Raw genomic sequence first — 16,200 nt, 5'->3', positions numbered from 1 at the left:
ACCGGAGAAAAGGGGAGGGTGCCGTCCGCTCCGCGGACGGCACCCTCGGTTGTGCTCAGTGGTTGCGCGGGAAGCCCAGGTCCACGCCGCCCGGGCCGTCGGCCGGGTCCGGCCAGCGGGTGGTGACGACCTTGCCGCGGGTGTAGAAGTGCGTGCCGTCGTTGCCGTAGATGTGGTGGTCTCCGAACAACGAGTCCTTCCAGCCGCCGAAGGAGTGGTAGCCGACGGGGACCGGGATCGGGACGTTCACGCCGACCATGCCGGCCTCGATCTCCAGCTGGAAGCGGCGGGCGGCGCCGCCGTCCCGGGTGAAGATCGCGGTGCCGTTGCCGAAGGGCGAGGCGTTGATCAGCGCCACCCCCTCGTCGTACGTGTCGACACGCAGCACGCACAGCACCGGGCCGAAGATCTCGTCCTGGTAGGCCTTCGCGGTCGTGGGCACCTTGTCGAGGAGCGAGATGCCGATCCAGTGACCGTCCTCGAAGCCCTCGACCGTGTAGCCGGTGCCGTCCAGGACGACCTCCGCGCCCTCGGCCGCCGCGCCCGTCACGTACGACGCGACCTTGTCGCGGTGGACGGCGGTGATGAGCGGGCCCATCTCGCTGGCCGGGTCGTTGCCGGGGCCGATCTTGATCTTCTCGGCGCGCTCGCGGATCTTCTCGACCAGCTCGTCGCCGATCGCACCGACCGCGACGACGGCCGAGATGGCCATGCAGCGCTCGCCGGCGGAGCCGTAGGCCGCCGAGACGGCCGCGTCGGCGGCGGCGTCCAGGTCGGCGTCCGGGAGGACCAGCATGTGGTTCTTGGCGCCGCCCAGGGCCTGGACCCGCTTGTGGTTCGCGGCGGCCGTGGTGTGGATGTAGCGGGCGATCGGGGTCGAGCCGACGAAGGAGACGGCCTTGACGTCCGGGTGCTCCAGGAGACGGTCGACGGCCACCTTGTCGCCGTTGACGACGTTGAAGACGCCGTCCGGCAGGCCCGCTTCCGCGAGCAGCTCGGCGATCTTGAGGGAGGCCGACGGGTCCTTCTCGGACGGCTTCAGGACGAAGGTGTTGCCGGTCGCGATGGCGATCGGGAACATCCACATCGGGACCATCGCCGGGAAGTTGAACGGCGTGATGCCCGCGACGACGCCGAGCGGCTGGCGGATGGACGAGACGTCCACGCGCGAGGCGACCTCCGTCGACAGCTCGCCCTTCAGCTGCACGGTGATCCCGCAGGCCAGGTCCACGATCTCCAGGCCGCGCGCGACCTCGCCGAGCGCGTCCGAGTGCACCTTGCCGTGCTCGGCGGTGATCAGCTCCGCGATGGCGTCCCGGTTCGCGTCGAGCAGCGCCCGGAACTTGAAGAGGATGGTGGTCCGCCTGGCGAGCGAGGAGGTGCCCCAGGTCGCGTAGGCGTCCTTGGCGGCGGCGACCGCGGCGTCGACCTCGTCGACGGTCGCGAAGGCGACCTTGGTGGTGACCGCGCCGGTCGCGGGGTCGGTGACCGGCCCGTACGTACCCGACGCGCCGTCGACGGACTTGCCGCCGATCCAGTGGTTGACGATCTTCGTCATGACCGAGTGCTCCTTCACAGATGGCGGCGTCGGGTGGAGACGTGCCGTTCGTACAGCTCACGTGCCTTCACCGCGGACGTTCGGGTCGCGGTTTCGGCCACAGGTACATCCCACCAGGCCTGTGCCGGCGGCGGGCCCGACACTGTGTCTGCCGTTTCCGTCTCGACGTAGACACATGTGGGAGTGTCGGCGGCACGGGCCTCGGCGAGCGCCGCCCGCAGCTCCCGTACCGTCTTCGCGCGCAGGACGCGCATGCCCAGGCTCGCCACGTTCGCGGCGAGGTCGACGGGGAGCGGGGCCCCCGTGTACGTACCGTCCTCGGACTGGTAGCGGTAGGCGGTGCCGAAGCGCTCGCCGCCCACCGACTCGGACAGTCCGCCGATCGAGGCGTAGCCGTGGTTCTGGACGAGGAGCAGCTTGATGGCGATCCCCTCCTGTACGGCCGTCACGATCTCCGTCGGCATCATCAGGTATGTGCCGTCGCCGACCAGTGCCCAGACGTTGCGCTCGGGCGCGGCCATCTTGACGCCGATGGCGGCCGGGATCTCGTAGCCCATGCAGGAGTAGCCGTACTCCAGGTGGTACTGGTCCCGGGAGCGCGTCCGCCACAGCTTGTGCAGGTCGCCGGGGAGCGACCCGGCCGCGTTGATGATCACGTCCGACTCGTCGGCCAGGGCGTCCAGGGCGCCGAGCACCTGGGACTGGGTGGGCCGTACGTCCGGCTCCTCGGCCTCGTAGCAGGCGTCGACGCGCTGCTCCCAGCGCTCCTTGTCCTCGGCGTACTCGCGGATGTACCCGTCCGGGACCCGGTGGCCGTGCAGTTGGAGGGCCCCGGTCAGTTCCTGGAGGCCGCTGCGGGCGTCCGCGACGAGCGGCCGGCCGGCGAGCTTGTGGCCGTCGTAGGGCGCGATGTTGAGGTTGAGGAAACGGACGCCCTGCTGCTCGAACAGGGTGTGGGAGGCGGTCGTGAAGTCCGTGTAGCGGGTGCCGACGCCGATCACCAGGTCGGCCAGGCGGGCGAGTTCGTCCGCGGTGGCGGTGCCGGTGTGGCCGACGCCGCCGACGTCCTGCGGGTGGTCGTGGCGCAGGGAGCCCTTGCCGGCCTGGGTGGAGGCGACCGGGATGCCGGTGGCCTCGGCGAACTCGGCGAGGGCCTCCTCGGCACGGCTGTGGTGGACGCCGCCGCCGGCGATCAGCAGAGGGCGCTTCGCCGTCCGGATCGCCTGTACGGCCTCGGCGAGTTCGACCGGGTCGGCGCCCGGACGGCGTACGGCCCAGGTGCGCTCGGCGAAGAACGCGTCGGGCCAGTCGTACGCCTCGGCCTGCACGTCCTGCGGGAGCGCGAGGGTGACCGCGCCCGTCTCCACCGGGTCGGTGAGGACCCGCATGGCCTGCAGGGCTGCCGGGATCAAGGCCTCGGGGCGGGTGACGCGGTCGAAGTACCTCGACACCGGGCGCAGGCAGTCGTTGACCGACACATCGCCCGCGTACGGGAGCTCCAGCTGCTGGAGGACCGGGTCGGCGACCCGAGTGGCGAAGGTGTCGCCGGGCAGCAGCAGGACCGGCAGGTGGTTGATGGTGGCGAGGGCGGCGCCGGTGACCAGGTTGGTCGCGCCGGGGCCGATGGACGTCGTGACCGCGTGGGTGGACAGGCGGTTCGACTGGCGGGCGTAGCCGACGGCCGCGTGCACCATGGACTGCTCGTTACGGCCCTGGTGGTACGGCATGTCGTCGGCGTACTCGACCAGTGCCTGGCCGAGTCCCGCCACGTTGCCGTGGCCGAAGATGCCCCAGGTCGCGCCGATCAGCCGCTGCCGTACGCCGTCCCGCTCCGTGTACTGGACGGACAGGAAGCGGACGAGCGCCTGCGCGACCGTGAGCCTCGTCGTCGAGGTCTGCACCGTCATCGGTAACCCTCCGTGTGATCCGGGTGGAAGCAGATCCGCCACTCCCGGGTCTCCCCCGGTCCCGCCATGACGTTCAGGTAGTACATGTCGTGGCCGGGCTGGGCGATCGACGGGCCGTGCCATCCGTCGGGGACGAGGACGGCATCGCCGGAGCGGACCTCCGCGAGAACGTCCGAACCGCCCTCACGGGAAGGGGATACGCGCTGATAGCCGAATCCGTTCGGGCCGTCGATCTCGAAGTAGTAGATCTCCTCCAGCTCCGCCTCCACGCCCGGCCGGTGCTCGTCGTGCTTGTGCGGCGGGTACGAGGACCAGTTGCCGCCCGGCGTGACCACCTCGACGGCGATCAGCCGGTCGCACTCGAAGGCGTCGGCCGAGGCGAAGTTGCGGACATGGCGCGTGCGGTTGCCGCTGCCGCGCACTTCCTGCGGGACCTCCGGCGCGGGGCCGTAGCGGGCGGGGAGTCGTCGCTCGCACTTCGCTCCTGCCAAAGCAAAGCGGCCTCCCGCGCCGGAGGCGATCTGTGCCCGGGCATCACGGGGTACGTACGCGAAGTCGGTGACTCCGCTGAACACGCTTTCCCGGCCCAGGAGTTGGAACTCACTGCCCTCTGTTCGCACGGTACATCCGCCCTGCAGCGGGACGACGAGCCACTCGCTGTCCCCGGCGGTGAAGGTGTGCGTGCCGCCGGGCGCCAGCTCGACGATCCGCAGACCGGAGTACGCCCAGCCGGCCCGCTCGGGGTCGATGTCGAGGGCGTAGTGCGCGTCGGCGGTGGCACCCTTGCGGAGATACAGGTCCTTGTCGGTCATCCGGCGGCCCTCACAGCAGTCCTACGGCGGTGTCCACGGCGGCGGCCACGTCGCCGTCCGCCGGGTACAGCAGCGAACGGCCGACCACCAGGCCGCGCACGGTGGGGAGTTGAAGAGCGCCCCGCCATTTCTCGTACGCCCCGTCCTGATCGCCGCCGACCTCGCCGCCCAGCAGCACGGCCGGCAGCGTGGAGGTGGCCATGACCTCGGCCATGTCGTCGGGGTTCTCGGAGACCGGCACCTTCAGCCAGGTGTAGGCCGAACTGCCGCCCAGGCCCGAGGCGATGGCGATCGACTTGGTGACGGCCTCGGCCGAGAGGTCGTTGCTCAGCCTGCCCTCCGGGGAGCGGCGGCTGATGAACGGCTCGACGAAGACGGGGAGTCGGCGCGCGGCCATGTCGTCGATGGCGCGGGCCGTGGACTCCAGGGTGGTGAGGGAGCCCGGGTCGTCGTAGTCGATCCGCAGGAGCAGCTTGGCCGCGTCGAAGCCGAACCGCTCGATGTCCTCGGGGCGGTGGCCGGTGAAGCGGTCGTCGAGTTCGAAGCTGGCGCCCTGGAGGCCGCCGCGGTTCATCGAGCCCATGACGACCTTGCCGTCGAGGGCGCCGAGCAGCAGCAGGTCGTCGAGGATGTCGGCGGTGGCGAGGACACCGTCCACGCCGGGGCGGGACAGCGCGAGGCAGAGGCGTTCGAGCAGGTCGACGCGGTTGGCCATGGCGAACTTGCGGTCGCCGACGCCGAGGGCGCCGCGGGCCGGGTGGTCGGCGGCGACGATCATCAGCCGGCCGTCGTCGTTCAGCAGCGACCGGCGGGGGCGGCGCGCGGCGGCCTCCGCGACGGCCTCGGGGCGCTGGGTGCGCAGGCGGACGAGTTCGGTGAGGTCGACGGTCACTTGACGGCTCCTGCCGCTATCGCGGCCTCGATCTCGTCGGGCGTGGGCATCGCGGACGAGCACTCCAGGCGGGAGGCGACGATGGCGCCGGCCGCGTTGGCGTGGCGCATGGTCTTCTCCAGGTCCCAGCCGCTCAGGAGCCCGTGGCAGAGCGAGCCGCCGAAGGCGTCACCGGCGCCCAGGCCGTTCAGGACGGTCACCGGCAGCGGCGGGACCTCGGCGGACTCGCCCTTGCTGTTGACGGCGAGGACACCCTTGGGGCCCTGCTTCACGACGGCGAGTTCGACCCCGGCGTCGAGGAGCGCGCGGGCCGCCGCATGCGGTTCGCGCACGCCGGTCGCCACCTCCACCTCGTCGAGGTTGCCGACGGCGACGGTGGTGTGGCGCAGCGCCTCCTCGTAGAAGGGGCGGGCCGACTCCGGGTCCGTCCAGAACATCGGCCGCCAGTCGAGGTCGAAGACCGTCGTGCCGGCCTTGGCGCGGTGGGCGAGGGCCGCCAGGGTCGCCGTACGGCTGGGCTCCTCGCTCAGGCCGGTGCCGGTGACCCAGAAGACGCGGGCCTCGCGGATGGCGTCGAGGTCCAGCTCGTGGGCGTCGATCTCCAGGTCGGGGGCCTTGGGGCGGCGGTAGAAGTACAGCGGGAAGTCGTCCGGCGGGAAGATCTCGCAGAAGGTGACCGGGGTCGGCAGGCCGGGGACCGGGGTGACCCAGCGGTCGTCGACGCCGAAGCCGCGCAGTTCCTCGTGCAGGTAGGTGCCGAACGGGTCGTCGCCGGTCCGGGTGATCACCGCGGTGTCCCGTCCCAGCCGGGCGGCGGCGACCGCGACGTTCGTGGCGGAGCCGCCGAGGAACTTGCCGAAGGAGGACACCTGCGGCAGCGGGACGCCCGTCTGCAGCGGGTAGAGGTCCACGCCTATCCGCCCCATGGTGATCAGGTCGTACGCCATCGAGTTCCCTTCGACCTTCGTGTCGGCTCTTCGGGCCGGCTTCGCATCGGCTCTTCGTCTCGGCTCTCCACGGCTTTCTAGCCCCGAGGGGCGCGCCCTGTCAATGTTTTGTCCAGACATTCGGACCAGGCCTTGACACCTCCCGTATCCGAACAGCACGCTGACGGCCATGACGTCGTTGTCACCTCAGACCTCACTGTCCCGTATCCGGATCGGATCGGCCCCCGACTCCTGGGGCGTCTGGTTCCCCGACGATCCCCAGCAGGTGCCCTGGCAGCGCTTCCTCGACGAGGTGGCGCAGTCCGGGTACGAGTGGATCGAGCTGGGCCCGTACGGGTATCTCCCGACCGATCCCGCCGTCCTCACCGAGGAGACCGCCCGGCGCGGCCTGAAGGTGTCGGCCGGCACCGTCTTCACCGGCCTGCACCACGGCGAGGCCGTGTGGGAGAAGACCTGGGCGCATGTCGCGGACAACGCGGCGCTGGCCCAGGGCATGGGCGCCTCCCACCTGGTGGTCATCCCGTCCTTCTGGCGGGACGACAAGACCGGTGAGGTGCTGGAGCCGGACACCCTCACGCCCGAGCAGTGGCAGAACCTCGGCTCGCTGACCGAGCGGCTGGGGCAGCGGGTGCGCGAGGAGTACGGCCTGCGGATCGTCGTCCACCCGCACGCCGACACCCACATCGACAGCGAGGAGAACGTCGTCCGCTTCCTGGACGCCACCGACTCCGACCTGGTGTCGCTGTGCCTGGACACCGGGCACTACGCGTACTGCGGCGGCGACAGCGTCAAGCTGATCGAGACCTACGGCGAGCGGATCGGATACCTGCACCTCAAGCAGGTCGACCCGGAGATCCTGGCGGACGTGCGGGCGAACGGGGTGCCGTTCGGGCCGGCCGTCGGCCGCGGTGTGATGTGCGAGCCGCCCACCGGGGTGCCCGCGCTGGGTCCCGTCCTGGAGGCCGCGCAGAAGCTGGACGTCGACCTCTTCGCGATCGTCGAGCAGGACATGTACCCGTGCGACCCGGACAAGCCGTTGCCGATCGCGCAGCGGACGCGGGCGTTCCTTCGGTCCTGCGGGGCGTAGCCCTCCGGGGTGAGGCGGGGCGCCTCACGGGGTGCCGGGTGCTGTTCACGGGCGGGTGCGGGCCGTATGCGACTGGTCGCGCCCCGCGGCGGAGCCGCATATCGATACGGCTCCACGCCCCTCGGCGGCGTCGCCGCCGGGCCTGCTCACAGGGTCCCCTCCATGTCAACGCGCCCCGCCCGTGAGCCCGCGTGCGCCTTTGTGCCGGGTCTGTCACAGACGCCCCCTTTGCGTCACACATGTCGCGTGTACGCGGGTCTTGCGTCACACCCGGTGCACAGGCACTGCCCAGCCTTCACTCTCCGTCGTTCACCGGGCACAGGCTTTGTGATCGCCAGCGCAGTGCACGGCTCCCCCGGACGGCCGCCCCCGGCCGCCGCCGCGGCACGCGCAGGGAGGTGCCACTCATGACCGACCGAAGGCTCTGGTCCTACAAGGAGATCGCGGCACACATCCGGGTGCAGCCGGACACCGTGCGGTCCTACCGCAAACACGGGCTGCTGCCCCCGCCCGACCACGTCGAGAGCGGCAAGCCCTACTGGTACGCGGACACCGTCCGCGCCTGGGTGGCCTCCCGGCCCGGGAACCGGGGCCGAAGAGAGGCCTGACCTCCCGAGAACGTGACGGTGGCCCCACTCCGCGAGTGGGGCCACCGTCACGTGTGGGCCACAGTCGCGTGGGCAGATGGCCCCGTCAGCTCCACGGCTCGATGACCGTCACCCCCGACCCCGGCGCCGTCCCCATCGCCGCCAGGGCCTCCGGTGCCGCGTCCAGGGCGAGGGTGGAGGTGACCAGCAGGTCGGGGCGGAGGGCTCCGGTGCGGACCAGTTCCAGCATGGGCGGGTAGGTGTGTGCGGCCATGCCGTGGCTGCCGAGGAGTTCCAGTTCCAGGCCGATCGCGCGGGCCATGGGCACCGGGGTCGTGCCGGTCGGGGAGGGCAGGAGACCGACCTGGAGGTGGCGGCCTCGGCGGCGGAGGCCGTTGACGGAGGCCGCGCAGGTGGCGGGTGAGCCGAGGGCGTCGAGGGAGAGGTGGGCGCCACCGCCGGTCAGGTCGTGGATCGCGGCTGCCGTGTCCGGCGTGCCGGACGCGTCGACGCACTCCGCCGCGCCGAACTTCCTCGCCAGGTCCAGGGCCGTGGGTGACACGTCGACCGCCACGACCCGAGCGCCCGAGGCCGCCGCGATCATCACCGCCGAGAGGCCGACGCCTCCGCAGCCGTGGACCGCGACCCACTCCCCCGCCGCGACCCGGCCCTGCTGCACCACCGCCCGGAACGCCGTGGCGAACCGGCAGCCGAGGGCGGCGGCGGTGGCGAAGGACATGTCCTCCGGGACCGCGACGAGGTTCACATCGGCGTGGTCCAGTGCCACGTACTGGGCGAAGGAGCCCCAGTGGGTGAAGCCGGGCTGGGTCTGCCGCTCGCACACCTGCTGGTCGCCCGCCGCGCAGGACGGGCAGGTGCCGCAGGCGCACACGAAGGGGACGGTCACACGGTCGCCGGGCCGCCAGGCGGTCACCCGGGGGCCCACCGCCTCGACGATCCCGGCGAGTTCGTGTCCCGGCACATGCGGCAGCGCGATGTCCGGGTCGTGGCCCTGCCAGCCGTGCCAGTCGCTGCGGCACAGGCCCGTCGCCTCGACCCGCACCACGACCCCGTGGTCCGCGGGTCCTGGGTCCGCGACCTCGCGCACCTCGGCCGGCTCCCCGTACCGCTCGAACACCACTGCCCGCATGCCGCCCGCCCTGCCTTCCGTCGGTCGCCCCTGACGGCGGAACGTCAGGAACTGTCCGGCCGATGATGCCGCAGAGACGGGGACGCGGGGTCTGAGGAACACCGGGACGCGGGGTCGGCGGAGCGCGGGGACACCAGGACGCGGGGACACCCGCTCTGGCTCTGGCACGCCCCCTCGGGGACCCCTGGCCGCGTTGCCGTCGATCGCGTTGCCGGCGACCACCGGCTCCCTCCTCCGCCGGGGAGCCGCCCGCGCCCGCACCACGCGCCGCTCGCCGCCGCTCCCGAAGCACCGCCGCGTTCCCGCGACCTGACCGGCGGACCGGTCCGGTCCTAGCCGGGCGCGGTCACCTTGTCGCGGTCCGGTTCCACCGCCGGTCCGGTTCCGTCGCCGTCGCCGCCCTCGCTCAGTCCGAACCGTGCGTGGAACCGCCTGAGCGGACCCGGGGCCCACCAGGTGGCCCGGCCGGTCAGGCGCATCACCGCCGGGACCAGCAGGCTGCGGACGATCATCGCGTCCATCAGGACCGCCAGGGCGATGCCCAGGCCGAGCATCTTGGTGTTGGTCACCCTGGAGGTGCCGATCGCCACCATCACCACCGCGAGGATGACCGCGGCCGCGGTGATCAGCCCGCCCGTGCGCTGCAGCCCGTGCCGGACCGCCTCGTCGTGGTCGCCCGTCCTGTCGTACTCCTCCTTGATGCGGGAGAGCAGGAAGACGCCGTAGTCCATCGACAGTCCGAAGGCGACGCAGAACATCAGGACCGGAAGGGTCGTCTCGATGGAGCCGGGGCTGGTGAAGCCGAGCAGGCCGGACAGATGGCCGTCCTGGAAGACCCAGACCACCGCGCCGAACATCGCCGTCAGGCTGAGCGCGTTGAGCACGACCGCCTGGACCGGTATCAGCACACTGCCGGTGAGGAGGAAGACCAGGAGCAGGGTGACGATCACGATGAAGGCGCCGGCGAGGGGCAGTTGCTCGCCTATCGCGTGCTTGGAGTCGACCAGGACGGCGGCCGTACCGGTCACCTTGGTGTCGAAGGGGGCGTCCACCGCGCGCACTTCGCCCACCAGGCGCTGGGCCGGGGTGTCGACGGCCTCGCCCTTCGGGAGCACGGTGAAGTACGCCGCGTTGCCGCTGACCAGCGGGCCGTCGACGCTCCGCACCTCGGGCAGGTCCGCTATCCGCTGCTTGTACGCGCTGTACTGCGCCTCGGTCGCCGCGCCTTCGGCGAGGACTTCGAGGCCGCCACCGGGGCTGCCGGGGAAGCCGTCCCGGATGTGCTGCTGCACGACGTGGGACTCGGCGCCGGCGGGCAGTTGGCGGTCGTCCGCCGTGCCGAACTTCACGCCCAGGAAGGGCAGTCCCAGCAGGACGAGCACGGCGGCCGTGCCGAGGGCGAAGAAGGGTGCGCGGCGCATCACGAGGGTCCCGGTGCGCGCCCAGGCACCGCCCGCCTGCGGGGTGGCCGCCGACTGCCTTCCGCGCCGGAACACGCGCCGCAGGTCGAGGGAGTTGACCCGGTGGCCGAGCAGGACCAGGGCCGCGGGGAGCAGGATCAGCGCGGCCGCCGCGGCCAGCAGGACGACCGCCATGCCGGCATAGGCGAAGGAGCGCAGGAAGTACTGCGGGAAGAGCAGCATCGCCGCCAGGGAGACCGCGACGGTGAGGGCGGAGAAGAGGACGGTGCGGCCCGCTGTGCGCAGGGTGGTGCCGACGGCCGTGGTCGGGTCGGCTCCGGTGGCCAGTTCCTCGCGGAAGCGGCGGACGATGAACAGGGCGTAGTCGACGGCCAGGCCGAGGCCGAGCGCCGTGGTGAGGTTCAGGGCGAAGACGGAGACGTCGGTGACCTCGGTGAGGCCGCGCAGGACCGCGTTGGTGCCGAGGATCGCGACGATGCCGATGCCGAGGGGCAGCAGGGCGGCGACCGCGCTGCCGAAGACCATGACCAGCAGCACCAGAGTGACCGGCAGGGCGATCAGTTCGGCCCTGGTCAGGTCCTCCTGGATGATCGTCTGCATCTCGTGCCGCACGGCGACCGGGCCGCCCACCGTCACGTCCACCGGGCCGTGTGTGCCCCGGTACTCGGGGGCGATGCGGTCCAGGGTGGCGCCCATCTCCTTCTCGTCGCCCGTGATCCGGGCGGCGATCAGCGCCTCGCGGCCGTCCGTCGCGCGCAGGGTGGGGAGGCCGGACGCCCAGTAGGAGCCGACGCCCACGACGCCCCGCTCACCGGCCAGGCGCGCGGCGAGGCGCTCGGCCTCGGCGGCGACCGCAGGGTCGTCGACCGACGTACCGCCCGAGTCCACCAGGAGCAGGAAGTTGGGCTGGGAGCCGGGGAACTCGCGCTCCAGGGCCTTGGTCGCGTACGTCGACTCGGCGCCCGGGTCCTCCCAGCCGCCGGCGCCCAGGCGGTCGGCGACACCGCTGCCGGCCACCACCGCGAGCAGGGTGATCACCAGGGCCGCGAGCAGCGACAACCGGGGGCGGGCGGTCACCAGGCGGGTCCAGCCGCCGGTGCGGGACCGGTCGTTGACTTCGCTCATGATGCGGTGTCCCCCTTCACCGTGGAACGTCACCGTGGAACGTCACCGTGGAACGCATAACATGGCAAACACGAGAGAGCACTCGCGTTCTCATCAGAATGCGAGCGACCACTCGCGTTTGTCAACCGCCTTCGGAGAGCCGGGGAAAACACGTGCCCGACAACCAGCAGCAGGAGCAGGAGCAGGAGCAGCCGCGCCGCCGCCAGGCCCGCGGCGAGCGCCGGATCGCCCAACTCCTCGAAGCCGCGGCCCACGTCTTCTGCACCACCGGCTACACGGCCGCCAGCACCAACGCCATCGCCCGCGAGGCGGGCGTCTCACCGGGCACGCTCTACCAGTTCTTCCCCAACAAGGAAGCCATCGCGGTCGAGCTGGGCGGCCGGCTGATGCACCGTATGCAGGACACCTACGGCGAGGCGCTCGCCCCGGTCGACCCCGCGACCCCGCTGGAGCAGACTGTCGGCGCGGTCGTCGACCGGTTCATCGACTTCAACTGCGAGCACCCGGTGTTCTTCGCGCTGATGCACGGCCCCGACGCCCCGGGCCGGATCACCGAGCAGCACGACGCCCTGCACGCCGCCCTCGTCACCCGCGTCGAGAACCTGCTCCGCTCGTTCCTGCCCGAGGCGCCCCAGGCCGACCTCACCCGCACCGCGCGCATGTGCCTGGGGATCTACATGGCGGGCCTGGAGCTGGTCCTCGCCCACGAGGACGCCGAGCGCGAGGCCTATGTGCGGGAGCTGAAGCAGGTCCTGTTGCGCTACCTGGACCCGCTGATCGGGAACCGGCTCGGCAGACCGGGCCTCACCACGACTCCACTCCCCTGACCGCCGCCCCTCCCCTCTGACCGTCGCCGACCGAAGCCGGCCGGCACGGCGGCCATGGCCAGGCCCGACGCCGGGGAGATCAGCCAGGCCCACGGGGCACGGGTGCCGCGGTGGGCGTGATGGGCGTGATGGGCGTGATCAGGATGAGCGTCCCGGCCTGCGACACATGGCACATCTGCCATAAAGTGCGGCTAAATCGGACCCATTCCAGGCAAGGGGCCCTGCCGTGACCCGTCCTCCGCCGCCCGGTGCACCCCAGGCCCGCATCCCCGGGCCGCAGCAGCCCCCGCCGTCGCAGCGGATCCGTCCCGGACCGTGGCGGCGCTGCCTGGCCGGCGGGCTCGCGCTGTGGGTGCTCACCGCGCTCGTCACGTACGTCACGAGGAACACCACCCTGCTGCCGACGCTGATCCTGCTGGGCAGCTTCCTGGTGCCGGTGACGTTCGCCCTGTGGGCGTACGAGCGGCACGGCCGCGACCTGGGGGTCAGCGCGATCCTCGGCTGCTTCCTGACCGGCGGCGTCCTGGGCGTCCTGGGCGCCTCGGTGATGGAGTACTACCTGCTGCACCCCTCCCTGGGGATGTTCGTCGGCGTCGGCCTCATCGAGGAGGCGGCCAAGCTGGGCGCGCTGATGTTCGTGCTGCGCCGGCGGACCCGGATCCGGGGAATGCGCGCCGGGCTGGTGCTGGGCGCGGCGGTCGGCTTCGGGTTCGCCGCCCTGGAGAGCGCCGGGTACGCCTTCGACGCGGCCGTCTCGACCGAGGGCGTCGATCTGCGGGCGCTGTTGGAGACGGAAGTCCTGCGCGGGGTACTCGCCCCCTTCGGGCACGGCCTGTGGACGGCGATCGCCGGTGGCGTGCTGCTGTCCTGCCGTCGCCCGAACGGGCACTTCCGCTTCACCGGGGCGGTGGTCGGCACGTACGTCGGCGTCGCCCTGCTGCACGCGCTGTGGGACTCCACCCACGGCATCGCGGGCTGGCTGGTGGCACGGCTGGTCGGCACGGGCCCGGACGGGCGGCCGTTCGGCCAGGACCACCTCCCGTGGCCGACCGGGCAACAACAGCACCTGTTCACGTTGTTCTCGGTGGGAGGGCTGATCCTCGTGTCCCTGTTCGGCCTCGCGTGGGCGCGCTCGCTGGCGCGCCGCGACCCTTCTTGGAGAAATACCCCCTAGGGGTATAGTGTGGGTGAAGTGGACGCCATTGTGGGCCGCACCGACCCACATCGCCCCCACCCGCCCCACACGCCTCGACGAGGAGAACGACATGAGCGCCCAGACCGACACCCCGGGTTCCGTCACCACCGTCTACAAGGTGAGCGGCATGAGCTGCGGGCACTGCGAGGGCTCCGTCTCCGGCGAGCTCTCCGAGATCCCCGGGGTCAGCTCGGTGAAGGCCGTCGCCTCGACCGGTGAGGTCACCGTCGTGTCCGCGGCCCCGCTCGACGAGGAGACCGTGCGCGCGGCCGTCGACGAGGCCGGGTTCGAGCTCGTCGGCCGGGCCTGAGCACCGACCTCCCCCTCCGGACCGTACCGACCGGCCGATTCCGGTTTCCGTTCGGTCCGGTCCGCTCCCTGGAGTACGGACATGTCCAGCACCACCGCACAGTCACCGCCGGCGCACGCGTCGGAGGTCGAGCTGCTCATCGGCGGGATGACCTGCGCCTCCTGCGCGGCCCGCGTCGAGAAGAAGCTCAACCGCATGGACGGCGTGAGCGCCACGGTGAACTACGCGACGGAGAAGGCGAAGGTCACCTTCCCCGCGGGGACCGAGGTCGCCGATCTGATCGCGACCGTGGTGAAGACCGGGTACACCGCCGAGGAGCCCGAGCCGCCCCGCGAGGAGGACGCGCGGAACCCTGAGGACGCCGAGGGTGCCGGAGACCCGGAGGAGCCCGAGCAGGCCGCCCTGCGGCAGCGGCTCACGGTCTCCGTCGCGCTCGCCGTCCCGGTGGTCCTGCTGTCCATGGTCCCGGCCCTCCAGTTCGACAACTGGCAGTGGCTGGCGCTCACCCTCGCCGCGCCCGTCGTGGTCTGGGGCGGACTGCCCTTCCACCGGGCCGCCTGGACGAACGTCCGGCACGGCGCGGCCACCATGGACACCCTGGTCTCGCTCGGCACCCTGGCCGCGTTCGGCTGGTCCCTGTGGGCACTGTTCTTCGGTGACGCGGGCATGCCCGGCATGCGCGAGAGCTTCTCCCTGACCGTCGGCGGCATGGACGGCGCCTCGACGATCTACCTCGAAGTAGCCGCCGGAGTCACCGCCTTCCTCCTGCTCGGACGCTATCTGGAGGCCCGCGCCAAGCGCCGGGCCGGGGCGGCGCTGCGGGCCCTGATGGAACTGGGCGTCAAGGACGTGTCCGTGCTGCGGGACGGCCGTGAGGTACGGATCCCGGCGGCCCGCCTGACCGTCGGCGACCGCTTCGTCGTACGCCCCGGAGAGAAGATCGCCACCGACGGCACGGTCGTCGAGGGTGCCTCCGCGGTGGACGCCTCCATGCTGACCGGCGAGTCCGTCCCGGTGGACGTCACGGCCGGCGACGCCGTCACCGGCGCCACCGTCAACGCCGGCGGGCGCCTGGTCGTCGAGGCGAGCCGGGTGGGCGCGGACACCCGGCTCGCGCGCATGGCCCGGCTGGTGGAGGACGCGCAGAACGGCAAGGCCGAGGTGCAGCGGCTCGCCGACCGGGTCTCCGGTGTCTTCGTGCCGGTCGTCATCGCCCTCGCGGTCGCCACCTTCGGGGGCTGGCTCGGCGCGACCGGGGACACCGTCGCCGCGTTCACCGCGGCCGTCGCGGTCCTGATCATCGCCTGCCCCTGCGCGCTGGGCCTGGCCACGCCGACCGCCCTGATGGTGGGCACCGGGCGCGGCGCCCAGCTCGGCATCCTCATCAAGGGCCCCGAGGTCCTGGAGTCCACCCGCCGCGTCGACACCGTCGTCCTGGACAAGACCGGCACGGTCACCACCGGCCGCATGACCCTCCAGAAGGTGTACGTCGCCCAGGGCGCCGACGAGACGCTGGCGCTGCGCCTCGCGGGTGCCCTGGAACACGCCTCCGAGCACCCCGTCGCCCGGGCGGTCGCCGTGGGCGCCGAGCAGCGGGTCGGCCCGCTCCCCCGCGCCGAGCGGTTCGAGAACGTGCCGGGGCGCGGCGTACGTGGGCTCGTGGAGGGCCGTGAGGTGGCCGTGGGGCGGCTCTTCGCCACGCTCCCCGAGGAGTTGACCCGCGCCCGGGAGGAGGCCGAGCAGGACGGTCTTACGGCCGTCGTGGTCGGCTGGAACGGCGTCGCGCACGGCGTGCTGGCCGTCGCGGACGCCGTCAAGGAGACCAGCGCCGAGGCCGTGCGGGAACTGAACGCTCTGGGGCTCACACCCGTACTGCTGACCGGGGACAACCGGACGGTCGCGGAGGCCGTGGCGCGGGCCGTCGGGATCGACCGGGTGATCGCCGAGGTACTGCCCGAGGACAAGGTCGACGTCGTACGGCGGCTGCAGGCCGAGGGGCGGATCGTGGCCATGGTCGGTGACGGGGTCAACGACGCGGCCGCGCTCGCCACCGCCGACCTGGGGCTCGCGATGGGGACCGGGACCGACGCGGCGATCGAGGCGGGCGATCTGACGCTGGTGCGCGGGGATCTGCGGGTGGCCGCGGACGCGATCCGGCTGTCGCGCAGGACGCTGTCCACGATCAAGGGCAATCTCGTGTGGGCCTTCGGCTACAACGTGGCCGCGTTGCCGCTCGCCGCGGCCGGACTGCTCAACCCGATGATCGCGGGGGCCGCGATGGCCTTCTCCTCGGTGTTCGTGGTGACGAACAGCCTCCGGCTGCGAACGTTCCGTTAGATCACCGCCGAAGTCCGCGAAGGTTACCGGCGGTTAGCCGAAGTC

At 72.1% G+C, this 16,200-nt stretch carries 13 protein-coding genes; 6 read left to right on the top strand and 7 right to left on the bottom strand.

All coding sequences use genetic code 11. The features are described from left to right. Positions 1 to 55 precede the first annotated feature (55 nt). From mmsA to iolC, 5 genes are read right to left on the bottom strand one after another with little or no spacing between them, the layout of a single operon-like run. On the bottom strand, positions 56 to 1,558 hold the full coding sequence (gene mmsA, locus ACZ5VD_RS02205; protein WP_468550488.1) for a CoA-acylating methylmalonate-semialdehyde dehydrogenase: 1,503 nt from the start codon (positions 1,556 to 1,558) through the stop codon (positions 56 to 58). A gap of 14 nt (positions 1,559 to 1,572) precedes the next feature. After that, positions 1,573 to 3,465: a 3D-(3,5/4)-trihydroxycyclohexane-1,2-dione acylhydrolase (decyclizing) gene (iolD, locus tag ACZ5VD_RS02200; RefSeq protein ID WP_468550489.1), complete on the bottom strand. Its 1,893-nt coding sequence runs from the start codon at positions 3,463 to 3,465 to the stop codon at positions 1,573 to 1,575. Next, positions 3,462 to 4,277 carry a 5-deoxy-glucuronate isomerase gene (gene iolB / locus ACZ5VD_RS02195; protein ID WP_468550490.1) on the bottom strand — a complete coding sequence of 272 codons (816 nt, stop codon included), beginning with the start codon at positions 4,275 to 4,277 and terminating at the stop codon, positions 3,462 to 3,464. The genes iolD and iolB overlap by 4 nt, the downstream gene beginning before the upstream one ends. 10 nt (positions 4,278 to 4,287) lie before the next feature. Beyond that, entirely contained in the window at positions 4,288 to 5,169 is an 882-nt protein-coding gene (locus tag ACZ5VD_RS02190; RefSeq protein WP_468550491.1) for a Cgl0159 family (beta/alpha)8-fold protein, read from the bottom strand. Next, positions 5,166 to 6,116, bottom strand: coding sequence for a 5-dehydro-2-deoxygluconokinase (iolC, locus tag ACZ5VD_RS02185; RefSeq protein WP_468680246.1), 951 nt, complete (start codon positions 6,114 to 6,116; stop codon positions 5,166 to 5,168). Before iolC ends, ACZ5VD_RS02190 begins: the two co-directional genes overlap by 4 nt. A gap of 169 nt (positions 6,117 to 6,285) precedes the next feature. On the opposite strand from iolC, the gene ACZ5VD_RS02180 reads away from it, so the two are divergent. Together ACZ5VD_RS02180 and ACZ5VD_RS02175 are read left to right on the top strand one after the other, a co-directional pair. Further along, positions 6,286 to 7,203 carry a sugar phosphate isomerase/epimerase family protein gene (locus tag ACZ5VD_RS02180; protein WP_468550493.1) on the top strand — a complete coding sequence of 306 codons (918 nt, stop codon included), beginning with the start codon at positions 6,286 to 6,288 and terminating at the stop codon, positions 7,201 to 7,203. 407 nt (positions 7,204 to 7,610) lie between these two features. Then, the gene (locus ACZ5VD_RS02175) at positions 7,611 to 7,811 is read left to right on the top strand and encodes a helix-turn-helix transcriptional regulator (protein WP_468550494.1); all 201 of its coding nucleotides are present in this window, start codon (positions 7,611 to 7,613) and stop codon (positions 7,809 to 7,811) included. An 85-nt stretch (positions 7,812 to 7,896) separates the two neighbouring features. On the opposite strand, the gene ACZ5VD_RS02170 is transcribed toward ACZ5VD_RS02175, so the two are convergent. Then, on the bottom strand, positions 7,897 to 8,940 hold the full coding sequence (locus ACZ5VD_RS02170) for a zinc-dependent alcohol dehydrogenase family protein (protein ID WP_468680244.1): 1,044 nt from the start codon (positions 8,938 to 8,940) through the stop codon (positions 7,897 to 7,899). A 332-nt stretch (positions 8,941 to 9,272) separates the two neighbouring features. After that, positions 9,273 to 11,486 (bottom strand): MMPL family transporter, encoded by a 2,214-nt coding sequence (locus tag ACZ5VD_RS02165; RefSeq protein ID WP_468550496.1) that lies wholly within the window; start codon positions 11,484 to 11,486, stop codon positions 9,273 to 9,275. A gap of 152 nt (positions 11,487 to 11,638) precedes the next feature. Between ACZ5VD_RS02165 and ACZ5VD_RS02160 the strand changes: the two genes are divergently transcribed. The 4 genes from ACZ5VD_RS02160 (at position 11,639) to ACZ5VD_RS02145 (ending at position 16,155) form a co-directional block, all read left to right on the top strand. Next, the gene (locus ACZ5VD_RS02160) at positions 11,639 to 12,313 is read left to right on the top strand and encodes a TetR/AcrR family transcriptional regulator (protein WP_468680243.1); all 675 of its coding nucleotides are present in this window, start codon (positions 11,639 to 11,641) and stop codon (positions 12,311 to 12,313) included. 226 nt (positions 12,314 to 12,539) lie between these two features. Beyond that, a complete protein-coding gene (locus ACZ5VD_RS02155; protein WP_468680241.1) occupies positions 12,540 to 13,487 on the top strand; it encodes a PrsW family intramembrane metalloprotease in 948 nt (315 codons plus the stop codon). 91 nt (positions 13,488 to 13,578) lie between these two features. Further along, a complete protein-coding gene (locus ACZ5VD_RS02150) occupies positions 13,579 to 13,818 on the top strand; it encodes a heavy-metal-associated domain-containing protein (protein WP_468680239.1) in 240 nt (79 codons plus the stop codon). A gap of 81 nt (positions 13,819 to 13,899) precedes the next feature. Next, entirely contained in the window at positions 13,900 to 16,155 is a 2,256-nt protein-coding gene (locus ACZ5VD_RS02145; RefSeq protein WP_468680237.1) for a heavy metal translocating P-type ATPase, read from the top strand. Positions 16,156 to 16,200 lie beyond the last annotated feature (45 nt).

The sequence above is a fragment of the Streptomyces sp. NPDC032822 genome, assembly GCF_055578825.1.
Note: the sequence above shows the minus strand (reverse complement) of the source record. Positions and strands in the feature narration are given on the sequence as shown.